We start from the raw sequence: 15,683 nt of genomic DNA on the forward strand, positions 1-15,683 counted from the left end.
GAAGGCCACCTTCACGAACTTGAAGTTCCTCAAGGTGGCCTTCACGAACTTCAGACGGGACGGCCCTGGGCCAGCACCAGCAGCGGGTTGCGGAGGGCGGCGAGCGAAGCGAGGGGGTCGCCTTCGACGACCAGGACGTCCGCCGCGAGCCCGGCTTCGAGCCGTCCGGTCACCGCGGCGAGGCCGAGCCCGGCCGCGCTGTCCTCGGTCGCGATCTCCAGGATCCGGCGCCGTGGGAAGCCGAGCCATTCGTAGAGCTCCAGCGCGCCGACCGGGTCGTCGAACACCGAGCCCGGCAGGCCGGCGTCGGTCCCGGAAAGCAGCCGGACGCCGTGCTCCTCCATCCACGGCAGCCGCCCGTACATCGCCTGCGCGACGTCGTCGCCGAGCTTCTCGACGATCACCCGCCAGTTGCGGCTGCTCGTCGAACACGCCGAGATGCCGTCGGTGGCCATCTGCTTGGCGACGTGCGAGCGGCGGTCGAAGGAGCGCGGCCCGGTCAGGAAGCTGCAGTGCTCGACCGTCGACACACCGGCGTCGACGGCGGCCTCGATCGCGTCGGCGCCGTGGGCGTGCGCGGCCACCGGCAGCCCGTGCGACGCCGCGTGCTCGGTGATCACCCGCAGCTGCCGGGCGTCGAACTGCGACTCCCACATGTCCGCGCCGCCCTCGGTGATCTGCCCGCCGCTGGCCATCACCTTGATCACGTCCGCGCCCGCGGCCGCGTTGGCGTCGATCAGGGCGCGGATTTCGCCGTCGGAAGCCGTTTCGCCGCCGAAAAAGTGGCAGTGCCCGCCCGGCACGGTGATCGGCGGGCCGGACACCAGCAGCCGCGGCGCAGGAGAACCCTCGAACGAGCGCCGGACGGCCGCGCCGAGGTGCCCGCGGTCCCCGAGGTCCCGCACGGTCGTGACGCCGCTGCGCAGCATCGCCGTGAGCCGCGAGCGCGCGCCGTCCAGGAGGTCTTCGGTTCCGGAGAAGCGGGCCGGCATCTCGCGGGACGCGTCGAACGCCAGGTGCACGTGGACGTTGCACAGCCCGGCCAGCGCGGTCCCGGTGGGGAAGTCGTGCCGGGCCGCGTCCGGCGCGGCCTGCGCGACGACGTCCGCGCGCGGGCCCGCCGCGACGATCACGCCGTCCCGGACGAGGACGGCGCCGTCGTCGACCGGGGTGGCGGGCCGCGGCAGCACCCGGCCGGCGGTGATCAGGGTGTCCACGTCACTTCCCGTTCGTCATCGCGGCCGACAGCGCGAGCAGCGGCCGGACGTCGGATTCGATGTCGTCCGCCCCGGCGGGCAGGACCTGCTTGGCGCGGCCGTCGCTGGCTTCGCCGTCCGCGTGCCGCCGCAGCGCCGTCTTCAGCGCGGCCGCCGCGGCACCGGGATCGGTGGCGACGACCTCGCCGAAGTCCGCGTCCAGGTACGGCGACAGCTGCACCAGGCCGTCCCGGATCTCGATCACCCGGCGGTAGTGCACGCGGTGGATGCCGCGCGGGGAGAGCCGGTCACCGCGGCGTGGCGGGGTCCGCAGCACGATGCTGGGGAACGCCTCGACCAGGACCGTCCACAAAGGAGCCAGCGTCTCGTGTTCGCGCCGGTGCTGGCGGCGGCGCCGCAGAGCGGAAACCCGCGCCCGCAACCCGGGATAGGTGACGCCGGCGAGGAACAGCATCCCGCCGGCGATCACGAACGGCACGCCGAGCAGCAGCAGGATCTTGACGACGGGGCCGAACCCCCACGCCACCACGATGTACAGCGCGCGGAAGATGCTGCCGACGGCCGCGCTGGCCATGCCGATCGCACTCAGCCGCAGTCCGATCCGCAGGTTTCGGTCGGCCACCCGCAGATATCGCACGATCCAGGCCGTGCAAGCGAGGAGACCGTAGATCAGGTACAGCCCGGCGCCGAGGTAGAAGACCGCGACCCCGCTGTCGTGGATCGTCGACGGTCCCAGCGGCAGGCCGCGCAGCTCGGGCGGCGTCCGGCTCATCGCGACGATCATCAGCACGATCGCCGCCACCAGCGGGATCAGCTCGACCACCACCCGGCGGTACCGGCGGGGGCCCAGCGTCGAGCCGAGGAAGAAGATCACCAGCGCGCAGATGCCGCACGCCAGCAGCGCGTTGTTCGCCACCCGCGACGCGCCCAGGCCCAGCAGCGCGTCGACGTCGTCGGAGAGCACCGGCTGCTGCAGCAGGAACGCCGCCGCGAACCCGGCGACGCACGCGGTGACGGCCCAGTTCGGCACGGTCGGCGCGCGCGTCACCTGGTAGATCCGCCACGCGAGCGCGGCGGCGAACAGCACCAGTGCGATCAGGTTGACAGGGCTGAACAGTGTGCTCACAACCACCCTTGGTGATCGCCGAGCGCCCCCTGGATCCGGCGGAGATCCCGGTCAGCGGCGCGCCTGGGGATCGTGTAGTTCAGGACCGACGCCCATTCGAGGATGATCGTCGCGACCGTTTCGGCTTCCCACTCGTGCGCGTCATCGTAGGACGAGCGGCGCAGGGCGCGGTGTACGGCATCCGGGTCAAGATCCGTCGCGGGGCCGCGCAGGAAGTCCGCCGGCTCGGCGTCGCCGTGCGGGTGGTGATCCGCCAGCATGTGCCCGAGCTCGTGCAGGATGATGTGGTCCTGGTGCGATTTCGTCGTTTCGGCCTGGTAGAAGATGTAGTCCGCGGCCGCCGTCGCGATCCAGCAGCCGAACGGCCCGGGCACTTCCAACGGGTACGCCATCAGCCGGATCGGCTTCCCGCGCCGCTCACCGAGCCGCGCGCACAGCACTTCGACGTCCAGCGGCGGCCCGATGTCCAGGTCCTTGAGCAGCTTCCGGCAGCGGCGGCGCAGCTCGCGCTCCTTCATCGCGCCGTGTTCCCCGGGCCCCAGCCCTCGCGGTCCGCCGGGTTCCGGCCATCGCGTTCGGCCCGCTCGTAGCGCTCGACGAGCTCCAGCAGGTCCATCACCTGCCGCCGGCCCTGCGGTGACAGCTCCTGCGCGCGCATCGCCATCAGCTGGGCCTCGCCCCCGGGCGCCGCGGCCGCCTCTTCGTCGAAGAAGTACGTCACCGGCACGCCGAACAGCCTCGCCAGCGCCTCGACGTAGTGGATCTTCGGGTTGACCCGCTTGCCCGTGGCGAGCTGCTGCAGGTAGGCGGGCGACATCGCCGGGCCGCCCGCCCGCTCGACGGCGGCCGAGATCTCCCGGTAGCTGTGCGGTGCGCGGCCATCGACCCGAGCGGCCTCGATGAGGGCGCTCAGACGCTCCGCGAAAGTGCGTTCCCGTGCCATCTCCACCCCCTGGAAAGCCAGCCGCGGAAAGTCTAACCGCACATCCACTGTACGCATATGTTGACAGCTGTCGTATGCAGTGGTTTACAGTTGGCTCGCCTCTCGCCTGGCTCTCCGTGCCCTGGGGGTGCACGGAACGACTCAGGCGAGAGGTTGTCGCGCCTTCGACTCGTCATGATCGGCCGTCTGTAGTACGCTTCAGAGGTCAAGGTTGAACGCCCTCGGGCGATCCCTTGATTACGGCCTGTTGCCGGAGGTCGACCCCCAGGGCTTCCGGTGACAGGCCCCTTTAATTTCTGCCCCTCCGCGGTCAGTCCATCAGGGTGGCGGCCAGCGTGCCGCCCAGTTCCGTGCAGGCTTCGAGGGTCTTCTTGTCCGGATCACCCGTGGTGATGACGGGTTCTGCCGCTTTGGCCCACGCCAAGCCGGTCGTGATGGCCAGCAGTTGTCGTTCCGTGCCCGAAGTGTCGCTGTTGCCGTGAATCCAATACCCGAACGGGCGACCTCGCGTCTCGTCCAGACACGGGTAGTAGATCGTGTCGAAGAAGTGCTTCAGCGCGCCGCTCATGCTGCCCAGGTTCGCCGGCGTGCCCAGCAGGTAGCCATCCGCCTCGAGCACGTCGGTGGCCGTGGCCGCCAGTGCCGCGCGGCGGACCACCTCCACTCCCTCGATGTCCGGGTGCGCCGCCCCGGCCACGACCGCCTCGAACAGCGCCTGCGTCGACGGCGACGGCGTGTGGTGGACGATCAGCAGCTTCGGCATCAGGCGAGCAGCTCCTCGACGTCCGCCCGCAACGCCGTCAGCCGCTCCTGCGCCGCACCGCGCGCGCCCGCCACCACCTGCAGGTACGCCTTCAGCTTCGGCTCGGTCCCGGACGGCCGCACGACCACACGCACGCCGTCGCCGGTCAGCCGCACCACGTCGGCGTCCGGCAGCAGGTCTTCGAGGGTGACGTCGACGCCGCCGAGCCGCGCCGGCGGGGTGGCCCGCACCTTCGCCATCAGCTGCCCGCGGACGGCGAGATCGGTGACCCGCAGCGAAACCTGGTCGGTCAGGTGGACGCCGTGGCGCTGCGCCAGTTCGTCGAGCACGTCCAGCGGCGTGCGGCCCTGCGCCTTCAGCTGCGCGGCCAGCCCCGCGGCCAGCGTCGCGGCGGCGATGCCGTCCTTGTCGCGCACGAAGCCCGGGTTCACGCACAGCCCGAGCGCCTCTTCGTAGGCGAACACCAGTCCTTCGCCGGCGCGCACCAGCCACTTGAAGCCGGTCAGCGTCTCGGCGTAGCGGGCGCCTTCGGCCTTCGCGATCTCGCCGAGCATCGACGACGACACGATCGTGGTGGCCACCAGCGGGTCCGGCAGCGTCGTACGGTCCACTGTGGACAAGACGTACGAGCCGAGCAGCACGCCGGTCTCGTCGCCGCGCAGCATGCGCCACCGCCCGTCCCGCTCGCGGACGCCGAGTGCGCACCGGTCGGCGTCCGGGTCGAGCGCGATCGCCAGGTCGGCGTCCACATCGGACGCCAGCGCGAGCAGCAGGTCCGTCGCGCCCGGCTCTTCGGGGTTCGGGAACGACACGGTCGGGAAGTCCGGGTCCGGCGCGGCCTGGGCGCCGACCAGGTGCAGGTCGGTGAACCCGGCCCGCTCGAACGCCGCTTGCAGCGTGTCGGCGCCGACGCCGTGCAACGCCGTCGCGGCCACCCGCACCGCGCGCTCGTGCCCCAGCGGCAGGGTCGCGACCTCGTCGAGGTAGCGGTCCAGCAGGTCGGCGACCTCGGCACCGGGCGCCCGCGGCACGTCGACGGCGGCCGGCGCGGCCTCGATGGCGCGCTCGATCTCGCCGTCGGACGGCGGGACGATCTGCCCGCCGGTCGCGTCGTAGAGCTTGTACCCGTTGTCCGCCGGGGGATTGTGTGACGCGGTGATCTGGATCCCGGCCACCGCGCCGAGCCGGCCGACGGCGAACGCGAGCACCGGCGTCGGCAGCGGGCGGGCGAACACCTTGACGTCGAAACCGGCCGCGGTCAGCACCTCGGCGGCGGCCGTCGCGAAGGCTTCCGACCCGTGTCGCGCGTCGCGGCCGACGACGACCAGCGCACCGGCGTGCCCGTGCGCCTTCAGCCACTCCGCGACCCCGGCCGTCGTGCGGGTGACGACGGCGACGTTCATCCCGTTCGGCCCGGCGCGCACCGGGCCGCGCAGCCCCGCGGTGCCGAACTCGAGGGGGCCGGCCAGCCGGTCGGCCAGGTCTTCGGCGGCGCCGGGGTCGCTGTCCGCGCGGGCCAACACGGCCTCGAGTTCGGCGCGGGTGGCGGGGTCCGGGTCGGCGGCGATCCAGCGGGAAGCGGCGTCACGCAGGGTGGAATCCGATGTCACCGCGACAGCCTACGGGCTATGGTCGGGTAGGTGCGCTTACTCTTCACCTCACTGGGGTCCTTCGGCCACACCTTCCCGCTCGTCCCGCTGGCGGTCGCCGCGCGCGACGCGGGCCACGACGTCGTCTTCGCCACCTCGGAAGACTTCCTGCCACAGCTGACGAAAGCCGGGCTCGAGACGGCGGCCGCCGGGCTCGCCATCAAGGACGCGTTCGGGCAGGCGTTCGGCGAAGGGGGTCCGCCCGGCCCGCCGGGAGACATCCCGCGGGAGCTGCTCTTCCCGGTCGTCGCGAAGGTGTTCGGCGAGCTGATGCCGAAACGGTTCGTCGCCGACCTGCTGCCGCTGTTCGAGCACGTCCGCCCCGATCTGGTGGTGAGCGAGGCGGGCAATTCGGGCGGCGCGTTCGCCGCGCTCAAGGCCGGGATCCCGGTGGTGGCGCACGGGTTCGGTCGCGTGTCGACCGGCGACCCGATGACCACGCAGATCCGGGACGCGATCCGCGCGCACGGCGCTTCGCTGGGCATCGAGGTCGGCGAGGACCTGGCGTTCGGCGGCCCGTTCGTCGACATCTGCCCGGAGTCGGTGCAGGACACGGACTTCCTGGCGCGCACCCTCCGGGTGCCGCTGCGCCCGGTCGGCTGGAGCGAGCCGGGCGAGCTGCCGCCGGGCGTGCTCGACAAGCGGCGTCCGCTGGTCTACCTGACGCTGGGCACGGCGATGGGGCACGCGGGCGTGCTCACCGAGGCGATCGCCGGACTGTCCGGTTTGGACGTCGACGTCCTGGTCGCCACCGGTCCGTCGCTGCCCGAGGACGCGCTGGGCGAGGTCCCGGCGAACGTCCGGCTCGAGGCGTGGGTCCCGCAGGCGGCGCTGCTCCCGCACGTCGACCTGGTGGTCCACCACGGCGGCAGCGGCACGACGCTCGGCGCGTTCGGCGCGGCCCTCCCGCAGTTGCTGCTGCCGCAGGGCGCGGACCAGTTCACCAACGCGGACGCGGTCGTCACGGCCGGCGTCGGCGACCGCCTGCTCGGCCGCGGGATCACCGCCGAGGCCGTCGCCGAGAAGGCCCGCCACCTCCTCGCGGACACCTCGGTCCGCGACGCGGCCCGCACCTTGGCCGCCGAAGTCGCCGCCATGCCATCCCCGGCCGACGTCGCCGCCCAGCTTCCCGCCTTCGCCTGAACTTGCGTCAGGCGCGGGTGACCAGGTCTCGGAGCAGGGAGCCCATGCGGGTTGCGGCCGCGCGGCCGGCTTCCAGGACTTCTTCGTGGTTGAGGGGTTCGCCGGTCATGCCCGCCGCCAGGTTCGTCACCAGGGACAGGCCGAAGACCTCGACGCCGGCCGCGCGGGCGGCGATCGCCTCCAGGACCGTCGACATGCCGACCAGGTCCGCGCCGAGCGTGCGCAGCATCCGGATCTCCGCCGGCGTCTCGAAGTGCGGCCCGGTCAGGCCCGCGTAGACGCCTTCTTCGAGCGACGGGTCGATCTCGCGGGCGATGCCCCGCAGCCGCGCCGAGTACAGGTCCGTCAGGTCGACGAAGTTCGCGCCGACGATCGGCGAGCGCGCGGTCAGGTTCAGGTGGTCCGAAATCAGCACCGGCTGACCCACCTGCAAGCCTTCGCGCAGGCCGCCCGCCGCGTTCGTCAGCAGGACCGTCCGGACGCCGGCCGCGGCCGCGGTGCGCACGTTGTGCACCACCGGGTCGATGCCCTTGCCCTCGTAGAAGTGCGTCCGGCCCAGCATCACCAGAACGTTCTTGTCGCCGACCTTCAGCGAGCGGATGGTGCCGCCGTGGCCGACCGCGCCGGGTGTGGTGAAACCGGGCAGTTCGGCGAACGGGATCTCCGTCTCGCACTCCCCGATGACGTCCGCCGCCGGGCGCCAGCCCGACCCCAGGACCACCGCGATGTCGTGCGCGTCGACGCCGGTGCGCTTGGCGATGGCGCTCGCGGCTTCTTGTTCACTCATACGAGGGAGCGTAACCGGGCACTTTGCCACTTCCGGGGTCCGGGGGCGGGCTCCCGGCCGGGGTGCGGGGGCGGGCCCCCGCAAGACACTGCACCACCAGGAACACCACCAGCCCGAACGGCGACAGGAAGATCGTCAGCAGCAGGATCGGGCTGACGAGCCACGGCGAGATCCCGCGGGCACGCCCTTCGAAGTACATCCACCGGGCGATGAACAGGTCGAACGCGATGAGGTGCGCCCAGACGAGCCCGGCGCCCCACGGCGTGGCCAGCAGCGCCTGCAGGACGCCGAGGTCGGGCCGCAGCATCGCCCGCCCCCACTCGCCGAAGTGCGGCAGCACGAGCGCGAAGTAGCACCCGAGCGGCAGCAGCGGCACCCACGGCGACTTCATGATCCGCTCGGTCCACCGCCAGTTCGGGGCCAGGATCATCAGCGCCCAGAACGGCGCGGCCAGGGGGAAGGTCAGGTCGAAGAGGCTCATCGGACGCGCACCGTAGCCCACGAAGCCAGCCCGGCCGCCGCGACCAGCACCGCGAACGTCTCGAGCGTCGTCGCGTCCGGGTGCACGATCGACTGCGCCCGCAGCGCCTGCCAGGTGACCAGCGCGGTCAGGCCCGCGTACCCGGCCGCCCCGATCAGGACGAGCCGGGCGCGGACGATGTCGTCGCGCAGCCGCCGGAACCGCGGAGCCAGCGCCGCCAGCGCGATGGCCAGCAGCGGCAGGGCCTGCAGCGCGTGCATCCCGACGAAGTGGGGGATCCGCAGGTCGCCGCCGGCCGTGCTCCAGCCGAGGATCGGCAGGCCGGGGCCGCCGTCTTCGAGCCCGACGGTGTGCCCGCCGACCAGGTCCGGCTGCCCGCCGGTCCGCCACTGCGCGAGCTGCTGCGCGGTCGGTGATGTCATCAGCTGGCCGAGCGTGATCCCCACCAGCGACAGCGCGGCCCCGGCCCGCACCGCCCAGAACGTCGCGCGGTCGGGCACCTTCGTGAACAGCACCAGCACCGTGAGCGCCAGGGTGGCGATCCAGAGCACGGCGATCATCGCGGCCATGGTGCCGAAGATCGCGGCGTCCTGCGTGGTCGAGACGTTGAAGTGGCTCGCGTGGCCGCGCACGGCCTGGAACACCAGCAGGACGTACTCGGCGGCGAAGATCACGACGAGGAGGTTGGTGAGCCCGTTCGCCGTGCGCCGGAACTTCGGCAGCAGCGAGACGAGCCAGCTCCAGGTGGCGAAGTAGAACGCCCCGGAGACCGCGAACTTGAACGGCTTCGCCCAGATCGGCGCGCCGGCCAGGGTCCGCCGGTCGAGCAGCAGGGCCGCGACGCACAGCACCGCCACCACCCCCAGCGCGACGGCCGCGAGCGCGGACGGCCGGTGCCACGTGTTCGTTCTGTGCCGGAGATCGGCAAGGATGGTCATGGTTCCTCCCAGAACGGATAGTCAAGCTCTCCGTTATGGGAAGTTAAACTATCCATACTGAGAAGTCTTCAGGGTCGTCCCCGAGACGGCCCCGGGATCGGAGCGGAAACGCATGCGGATGGCCGAGCTGAGCGCCGAGTCCGGGGTGCCGGTCGCGACCGTCAAGTTCTACCTGCGCGAGGGCCTGCTCCCGCCCGGCGAGCGCACCAGCCCGAACCAGGCGCGGTACTCGGCGGCGCACGTCCAGCGGCTGCGGCTGATCAAGGCGCTCACCGAAGTCGGCGGGCTGCCGCTGGCCTCGGTCGGCGTCGTCCTGAGCACGATCGACGGCGACGAGACCCCGCACCGGACGATGGGCGTCGTCCAGCAGGAGCTGGCCGGGCCCGCCCCGAAGGTGTCCGACGAGGCCGCCGAGTGGGCGTCCGGGCGGCTGGCGGACCTCATGAGCCGCCACGGCTGGAAAGGGCACCCGCCGGAGCACCGCACGATGGCCAACCTCGTCGCGGCCCTGGCGACGGCCAAGGAGCTGGGCCAGGAGAAGCTGACCGAGCGGCTCGAGGAGTACGCCGAGCTGGCGATGCGCGTCGCGGAGCTCGACGTCGAAGTGGTGAACGGCCTGACGTCGCTCGACAAGATCATCGAAGCCGGGCTGGTCGCCTCCGTGCTCGGCGACCGGATCTTCGTCGGCCTGCGCCACCTCGCCCAGGAGCAGGTGTCCCGCCAGGTGCTCGGCGGTTAGTCCGAGACGCTCAGCGTCGGGGCGACCCGGTCGAAGACGTCCTGGCGGCCGGAGTTCTCCTGCTCGGCCGGCACGGTGACCGAAAGGATCCACAGGCTCGTGCCCGCCTGGACCAGGTTCATGAACGTCACCCGGGTGCCGCCCCCGTCGCTCGCCGGCAGGTTGCCGCCCTCGGCCAGGCGGTACGTCAGCGTCGAGCCCTTGCCGCCGGGCAGCGGTGACGGCCCGAAGAGCTGGAACGCGTTGCCCGGGTAGGACTCCTTCAGCCAGGAGATGTACGCCTCGTCGTCGGAGTACTGGGCGAAGTACTTCATCAGCCGTTCCACCCGCAGCGACCGGCGGCCGTCGGGGGAGACGTACTGCACCGCCGTGCTCGCCCCGAACTTCGACGTCGTGTGCGGGGCGACGAACTTCTGCCAGCCCTCCGGCACCTGGAGGCCGAACTGCCCGCCGTTGCCGGTCACGTAGCTCGCGTCGCCGGACTGCTGCACCAGTGACGGCGGCGGCACGTCGGTCGGGCCGTTCGACGTGTTCCGCGAGGCGGCGTCCGGCGGCAGCAGCGACTGGCCGCCGACCGCTCTGGCCAGCGCGAACCCGCCGCCCGCGGCGAGCAGGAAGAGCAGGATCGCCACCGCGACGAGCACGGCGGTGGCCGTGGAGCCGCGCCGCGCCGGCCGCGGCGGCGGGGGCGGGACGAACATCGTCGGCGCACCCGAGGCGGGGCCCGCCGAGGGCGCCGGGGTGGGCGGCCGCAGGAACGGCAGCGGTCCCGGGTCGGCGGCGAGCTCGCTGCTCGACGCCTCGGCCTTCTTCTCGGCCTTGATCCGGTCCTTCTCGGGCAGGATGGTCTTGATCACCTGCGTGTCGGTCGCGTCCGGCTGCGCGGACGTCTTCTTGCCGTCCGGGGTGTGGAACAGCTCGGGCCCGAACAGGTCGAGCGGCGTCTTCGTCTGCAGCGGGTACAGCCGGTGCCGGACCTCGCGCAGGGTGATCCGCTTGCCCGGCTCCTTCTTCATCAGCGCGCCGATGACGTCGGCCAGCGGGCCGGCCTTCGGCTGCGGCACCTTCCCGTTGACGACCTTGCCGACCGTTTCCAGGGGGTCGCCGTCGGCGTCGTACGGCGGCGCGCCCTCGACCGCGGCGAACAGCGTCGCGCCGAGGCCCCACAGGTCCGCGGACGGCGTGACGGCGCCGCCGGAGGCCACTTCCGGCGCGATGTAGGCGGGCGAGCCGAGCATGATCCCGGTCCGGGTCATGGTCGCCTCGGAGACGTTGCGGGCGATGCCGAAGTCGGTCAGCTTGATCCGGCCGTCGCTGGCCACCAGGACGTTGCCCGGCTTGACGTCGCGGTGGGTGATCCCGGCGGAGTGCGCCGCCTCCAGCGCGGACGCCACGGCGATGCCGACCGCGGCGGCCTGCCCGACGGTCAGCGGCCCGTGGTCGCGCAGGATGTGCGCCAGGCTGCGCGAGGGCAGCAGCTCCATCACCACGAACGGCTGGTCGTCCTCGCGGGCCACGTCGTGCAGGATGATCACGTTCGGGTGGGACAGCACGGCGATCGCGCGGGCCTCGCGCAGGGTGCGCTCCCGCAGCTCGTCCGCCTGCGCCGCCGGGATGCCCGGCGGCACCTTCATCTCCTTGACGGCCACCTGCCGGTGCAGGAACTCGTCGTAGGCGGACCAGACGGTGCCCATCGACCCGGAGCCGAGCACCGAACGCAGCCGGTAGCGACCGGCGACCACTCGTGTCTCTTCGCTGGAGGGGGGCACCCGCCAATTGTGGCGTACGGGACCGACAGTCTGTGCAAGCTGGCCCCTAACCCGTCCCCGGCCGCCCCCTAGCGCGACCAGACTCACAGGTCGAGCGCGGCGAGTGCCTCTACCATCACTGGTTATGACTGATGTGGCCGGTCCGGAGTCAGTGCCGATCTCCGAGCTCGACCTCGCGGCCGAGTTTCCCCAGGCAACGCGCGCGCAGTGGCAAGAGCTGGTCGCGGGCGTGCTGCGCAAGAGCGGGAAGCTGCCGGAGGACTTCGCGGGCGCCCCGGAGAGCAAGCTCGTCACGCGGACCTACGACGGGATCGAGATCCAGCCGTTGTACACGGCCGAGGACGTCCCCGGCGACATCGGTTTCCCCGGCCTGCCGCCGTACGTGCGCGGCGCGCGCCCGGAAGGCCAGGTCGGCACCGGCTGGGACGTCCGGGCCCGGTTCACCGGCGACGACGCCCGCGCGGTCAACAAGGCGATCCTCGCCGACCTCGAAGGCGGCGTGACGTCGATCTGGCTCTCGGTGCCGCCCGCGTCGCTCGCCGACGCGCTGAACGAGGTGTACCTCGAGCTGGCGCCGGTCGTACTGGACGCGGGCCCGGAGTACGAAGCGGCCGCCGAAGCCCTGTTCGAGCTGTTCGCCGAGCGCGAGATCCCGGCCAGCGAAGCCACCGCCGTGCTGGGCGCCGACCCGATCGGGCTGGCGGCCCGCTCCGGCGCCGCCGTGGCGCTGGAACCGGCCGCCGCGCTCGCCGTGCGTGTCGCCGGGAAGTACCCGAAAGTGCGGACGATCGTCGCCGACGGCCTGCCGTTCCACGAAGCCGGCGGCTCGGACGCGCAGGAGCTGGGTGCGCTGGTCGCCGCCGGCGTCACCTACCTGCGGGCGCTGACCGACGCCGGACTCGACGTCGAAGCCGCCGCCGGGCAGCTGGAGTTCCGGCTCGCCGCGACCGCCGACCAGTTCTCCACCATCGCGAAGCTGCGCGCGGCACGCCGCCTGTGGGCGCGCGTCGCCGAGGTCTGCGGCTTCACCTCGCCGATGCGCCAGCACGCGGTGACGTCGCCGGCCATGCTGACCAGGCGCGACCCCTGGGTGAACATGTTGCGCACGACCGTGGCCTGCTTCGGCGCGGGCGTCGGCGGCGCGGACGCGGTCACCGTGCTGCCGTTCGACGCGGCGATCGGCCGCCCGGACGCCTTCTCCGCGCGGATCGCCCGCAACACCCACGCCGTGCTGCTGGAGGAGTCCAAGCTGGCCGGTGTGGCCGACCCGGCGGGCGGCTCCTGGTACGTCGAGAAGCTCACCGACGACCTCGCGCACGCGGCCTGGGCCGAGTTCACCGCCATCGAAGGAGCGGGCGGCCTGGTCGCCGAGCTTTCCTCCGGTGCGCTGGCCGGGCGGCTGGCTTCGACGTGGGAGAAGCGGTCGAAGCGGATCGCGACGCGCCGCGACCCGCTCACCGGCGTCAGCGAGTTCCCGAACCTGGCCGAGAAACCGGTGGTCCGGGCGCCCTCGGAGTCCCCTGTGGACGGTGGGCTGCCACGGCACCGGTACGCCGAAGACTTCGAAGCCCTGCGGGACGCCTCCGACGCGCACCTCGCTTCGACCGGTGCGCGGCCGAAGATCTTCCTGGCCACGCTCGGCCCGGTCGCCGCGCACACCGCGCGCGCCGGGTTCGCCGCCAACCTGTTCCAGGCGGGCGGCATCGAAGCCGTCAACCCGGGCGCGACCGATGACCTGCCCAGCGCGTTCCGGACCTCCGGTGCCCGCGTCGCCTGCCTCTGCGGCACCGACGACGCCTACGCGGCACAGGCGGCCGACGTCGCCGCGGCCCTCGGCGCCGAGTACGTCCTACTCGCGGGGAAGGGGTCCTACGACGGCGTGGACGGGAACGTCTTCGCCGGCTGCGACGCCCTGGAAGTCCTCGACGGCCTGCACGCCAAGCTGGGAGTCACCCGATGAGCATCCCGAACTTCGCCGGTCTCGACCTCGGCACGCCGTCGCCGGGTGACCGCGACACCTGGGCACGTGCGGTGGAGAACGCCACCGGCAAGGGCCCCGACGCCCTGGCCTGGGAGACGCCCGAGGGCATCGGCGTCAAGCCCGTCTACACCGCCGCCGATCTGTCCGATGTGGACTTCCTGGGCACGTACCCGGGCGTCGCGCCCTTCCTGCGCGGGCCGTACCCGACGATGTACGTCAACCAGCCGTGGACCATCCGCCAGTACGCCGGGTTCTCCACCGCCGAGGAGTCCAACGCCTTCTACCGGCGCAACCTCGCCGCCGGGCAGAAGGGCCTCTCGGTCGCCTTCGACCTGGCGACCCACCGCGGCTACGACTCCGACCACCCGCGCGTCTCGGGTGACGTCGGCATGGCGGGCGTCGCCATCGACTCCATCTACGACATGCGGCAGCTCTTCGACGGCATTCCGCTCGACAAGATGTCGGTGTCCATGACGATGAACGGCGCGGTGCTTCCGGTGCTCGCGCTGTACGTCGTCGCGGCCGAGGAACAGGGCGTCAAACCCGAGCAGCTCGCGGGGACCATCCAGAACGACATCCTCAAGGAGTTCATGGTCCGCAACACCTACATCTACCCGCCGCAGCCGTCGATGCGGATCATCTCCGACATCTTCTCCTTCACTTCGCAGCACATGCCGAAGTACAACTCGATCTCCATCTCCGGCTACCACATGCAGGAAGCCGGCGCGACGGCCGACCTGGAGCTGGCCTACACGCTCGCCGACGGCGTCGAATACCTCCGTTCGGGTGTCGCCGCGGGGCTCGGCGTCGACAAGTTCGCGCCGCGGCTGTCGTTCTTCTGGGCGATCGGGATGAACTTCTTCATGGAGGTCGCGAAGCTGCGCGCGGCCCGCCTGCTGTGGGCGAAGCTGGTGAAGGGCTTCGACCCGCAGTCTCCGAAGTCGCTTTCGCTGCGGACGCACTCCCAGACGTCGGGCTGGTCGCTGACCGCGCAGGACGTCTACAACAACGTCGTCCGCACCTGCGTCGAGGCGATGGCCGCGACCCAGGGGCACACGCAGTCGCTGCACACGAACGCCCTCGACGAGGCGCTCGCGCTGCCGACGGACTTCTCCGCGCGGATCGCCCGCAACACCCAGCTCCTGCTGCAGCAGGAGTCCGGCACCACGCGTGTGATCGACCCGTGGGGCGGCAGCGCCTTCGCCGAGAAGCTGACCTACGACCTCGCGCGCAAGGCGTGGGGCCACATCAGCGAGGTCGAGCAGGCCGGCGGCATGGCCAAGGCGATCGACGCGGGCATTCCCAAGCTGCGTATTGAGGAGGCCGCCGCGCGCACCCAGGCGCGCATCGACTCCGGGCGGCAGCCGGTCATCGGCGTCAACAAGTACCAGGTCAGCGCCGATGAGGAGATCGACGTCCTCAAGGTCGACAACGCCGGCGTCCGGGCCCAGCAGCTGGAGAAGCTGCGGCGGCTGCGGTCCGAGCGTGACTCCGCGGCGACCGAAGACGCGCTGAGGCGCCTCACCGAAGGCGCTCAACAGGGCGGCAACCTGCTGGAACTGGCCATCGACGCGGCCCGCGCGAAGGCGACCGTCGGCGAGATCTCCGACGCGCTGGAGAAGATCTGGGGCCGGCACTCCGGCCAGATCCGGACCATCTCGGGCGTGTACCGCGAGGAGGTGGGGAAGACGCAGAACGTCGAGAAGGCCCGTCAGCTGGTCGACGAGTTCGCCGCGGAGGAGGGCCGCCGCCCGCGGATCCTCGTCGCGAAGATGGGCCAGGACGGCCACGACCGCGGCCAGAAGGTGATCGCCACCGGCTTCGCCGATCTCGGCTTCGACGTCGACGTCGGCCCGCTGTTCTCCACCCCGGCCGAGGTGGCGCGGCAGGCGATCGAGGCGGACGTGCACGTCGTCGGCGTCTCGTCGCTGGCCGCCGGGCACCTTTCGCTGGTGCCCGCGCTGCGGCACGAGCTCGCCGAGCTGGGCCGCGCGGACATCATGGTCGTCGTCGGCGGCGTCATCCCGCCGCAGGACTACCCGGCGCTGCGCGAGGCCGGTGCGGCGGCGATCTTCGGCCCCGGCACGGTGCTCGCGGACGCGGCCATCGACCTGCTCGGCCAGCTGTCGGCGCAGGAGTCCTGACCG

Annotated in this window: 14 protein-coding genes; 4 read left to right on the plus strand and 10 right to left on the minus strand. The window is 72.1% G+C overall.

Annotation, left to right across the window (positions count from 1 at the left end):
* Positions 1 to 50: 50 nt before the first annotated feature.
* From ACLJQF_RS08420 to ACLJQF_RS08445, 6 genes are all read right to left on the minus strand, one after another.
* Positions 51 to 1,217, minus strand: a complete 1,167-nt coding sequence (locus tag ACLJQF_RS08420) for an amidohydrolase family protein (protein WP_410607653.1) — start codon at positions 1,215 to 1,217, stop codon at positions 51 to 53.
* Between the two features lies 1 nt (position 1,218).
* A complete protein-coding gene (locus ACLJQF_RS08425) occupies positions 1,219 to 2,343 on the minus strand; it encodes an MAB_1171c family putative transporter (protein WP_410607654.1) in 1,125 nt (374 codons plus the stop codon).
* On the minus strand, positions 2,340 to 2,861 hold the full coding sequence (locus tag ACLJQF_RS08430) for a hypothetical protein (RefSeq protein WP_247014731.1): 522 nt from the start codon (positions 2,859 to 2,861) through the stop codon (positions 2,340 to 2,342). The genes ACLJQF_RS08425 and ACLJQF_RS08430 overlap by 4 nt, the downstream gene beginning before the upstream one ends.
* Positions 2,858 to 3,286, minus strand: a complete 429-nt coding sequence (locus tag ACLJQF_RS08435) for an XRE family transcriptional regulator (protein ID WP_410607655.1) — start codon at positions 3,284 to 3,286, stop codon at positions 2,858 to 2,860. Before ACLJQF_RS08435 ends, ACLJQF_RS08430 begins: the two co-directional genes overlap by 4 nt.
* Positions 3,287 to 3,596: 310 nt before the next feature.
* Positions 3,597 to 4,049, minus strand: a complete 453-nt coding sequence (locus ACLJQF_RS08440; RefSeq protein WP_410607656.1) for a flavodoxin family protein — start codon at positions 4,047 to 4,049, stop codon at positions 3,597 to 3,599.
* Positions 4,049 to 5,659, minus strand: a complete 1,611-nt coding sequence (locus tag ACLJQF_RS08445; protein ID WP_410607657.1) for a phospho-sugar mutase — start codon at positions 5,657 to 5,659, stop codon at positions 4,049 to 4,051. Before ACLJQF_RS08445 ends, ACLJQF_RS08440 begins: the two co-directional genes overlap by 1 nt.
* 30 nt (positions 5,660 to 5,689) lie before the next feature.
* On the opposite strand from ACLJQF_RS08445, the gene ACLJQF_RS08450 reads away from it, so the two are divergent.
* Positions 5,690 to 6,841 (plus strand): glycosyltransferase, encoded by a 1,152-nt coding sequence (locus ACLJQF_RS08450; protein WP_410607658.1) that lies wholly within the window; start codon positions 5,690 to 5,692, stop codon positions 6,839 to 6,841.
* A gap of 7 nt (positions 6,842 to 6,848) precedes the next feature.
* Here the strand turns inward: ACLJQF_RS08450 and ACLJQF_RS08455 are convergent, their stop codons facing one another.
* Genes ACLJQF_RS08455 through ACLJQF_RS08465 form a run of 3 tightly spaced genes read right to left on the minus strand, consistent with a single transcriptional unit; the run spans position 6,849 to position 9,047 of the window.
* Positions 6,849 to 7,628 carry a purine-nucleoside phosphorylase gene (locus ACLJQF_RS08455; protein ID WP_410607659.1) on the minus strand — a complete coding sequence of 260 codons (780 nt, stop codon included), beginning with the start codon at positions 7,626 to 7,628 and terminating at the stop codon, positions 6,849 to 6,851.
* A complete protein-coding gene (locus ACLJQF_RS08460) occupies positions 7,621 to 8,109 on the minus strand; it encodes an ABA4-like family protein (RefSeq protein ID WP_410607660.1) in 489 nt (162 codons plus the stop codon). Before ACLJQF_RS08460 ends, ACLJQF_RS08455 begins: the two co-directional genes overlap by 8 nt.
* The gene (locus ACLJQF_RS08465) at positions 8,106 to 9,047 is read right to left on the minus strand and encodes a hypothetical protein (protein ID WP_410607661.1); all 942 of its coding nucleotides are present in this window, start codon (positions 9,045 to 9,047) and stop codon (positions 8,106 to 8,108) included. The genes ACLJQF_RS08460 and ACLJQF_RS08465 overlap by 4 nt, the downstream gene beginning before the upstream one ends.
* 118 nt (positions 9,048 to 9,165) lie before the next feature.
* Here ACLJQF_RS08465 and ACLJQF_RS08470 point away from each other — a divergent pair, with 118 nt between their 5' ends.
* Entirely contained in the window at positions 9,166 to 9,786 is a 621-nt protein-coding gene (locus tag ACLJQF_RS08470; RefSeq protein ID WP_410607662.1) for a MerR family transcriptional regulator, read from the plus strand.
* Here the strand turns inward: ACLJQF_RS08470 and ACLJQF_RS08475 are convergent.
* Entirely contained in the window at positions 9,783 to 11,528 is a 1,746-nt protein-coding gene (locus tag ACLJQF_RS08475; RefSeq protein WP_410607929.1) for a serine/threonine-protein kinase, read from the minus strand. The two genes, ACLJQF_RS08470 and ACLJQF_RS08475, sit on opposite strands and share 4 nt — an antisense overlap.
* Positions 11,529 to 11,679: 151 nt before the next feature.
* On the opposite strand from ACLJQF_RS08475, the gene ACLJQF_RS08480 reads away from it, so the two are divergent.
* Positions 11,680 to 13,515, plus strand: coding sequence for a methylmalonyl-CoA mutase family protein (locus ACLJQF_RS08480; RefSeq protein WP_410607663.1), 1,836 nt, complete (start codon positions 11,680 to 11,682; stop codon positions 13,513 to 13,515).
* Positions 13,512 to 15,680, plus strand: coding sequence for a methylmalonyl-CoA mutase (gene scpA / locus ACLJQF_RS08485; RefSeq protein ID WP_410607664.1), 2,169 nt, complete (start codon positions 13,512 to 13,514; stop codon positions 15,678 to 15,680). Before ACLJQF_RS08480 ends, scpA begins: the two co-directional genes overlap by 4 nt.
* The last annotated feature ends 3 nt before the right edge of the window (positions 15,681 to 15,683 follow it).

The organism is Amycolatopsis sp. lyj-109, from assembly GCF_046548995.1.
Lineage (GTDB): Bacteria > Actinomycetota > Actinomycetes > Mycobacteriales > Pseudonocardiaceae > Amycolatopsis.

Excerpts from the sequence above, each read along its gene's own strand:
- ACLJQF_RS08430 (WP_247014731.1), bottom strand. The coding sequence starts at position 2,861 with ATGAAGGAGCGCGAGCTGCGCCGCCGCTGCCGGAAGCTGCTCAAGGAC.
- ACLJQF_RS08435 (WP_410607655.1), bottom strand. The coding sequence starts at position 3,286 with ATGGCACGGGAACGCACTTTCGCGGAGCGTCTGAGCGCCCTCATCGAG.
- ACLJQF_RS08440 (WP_410607656.1), bottom strand. The coding sequence starts at position 4,049 with ATGCCGAAGCTGCTGATCGTCCACCACACGCCGTCGCCGTCGACGCAG.
- ACLJQF_RS08455 (WP_410607659.1), bottom strand. The coding sequence starts at position 7,628 with ATGAGTGAACAAGAAGCCGCGAGCGCCATCGCCAAGCGCACCGGCGTC.
- ACLJQF_RS08460 (WP_410607660.1), bottom strand. The coding sequence starts at position 8,109 with ATGAGCCTCTTCGACCTGACCTTCCCCCTGGCCGCGCCGTTCTGGGCG.
- ACLJQF_RS08465 (WP_410607661.1), bottom strand. The coding sequence starts at position 9,047 with ATGACCATCCTTGCCGATCTCCGGCACAGAACGAACACGTGGCACCGG.
- ACLJQF_RS08470 (WP_410607662.1), top strand. The coding sequence starts at position 9,166 with ATGGCCGAGCTGAGCGCCGAGTCCGGGGTGCCGGTCGCGACCGTCAAG.
- ACLJQF_RS08480 (WP_410607663.1), top strand. The coding sequence starts at position 11,680 with ATGACTGATGTGGCCGGTCCGGAGTCAGTGCCGATCTCCGAGCTCGAC.
- scpA (WP_410607664.1), top strand. The coding sequence starts at position 13,512 with ATGAGCATCCCGAACTTCGCCGGTCTCGACCTCGGCACGCCGTCGCCG.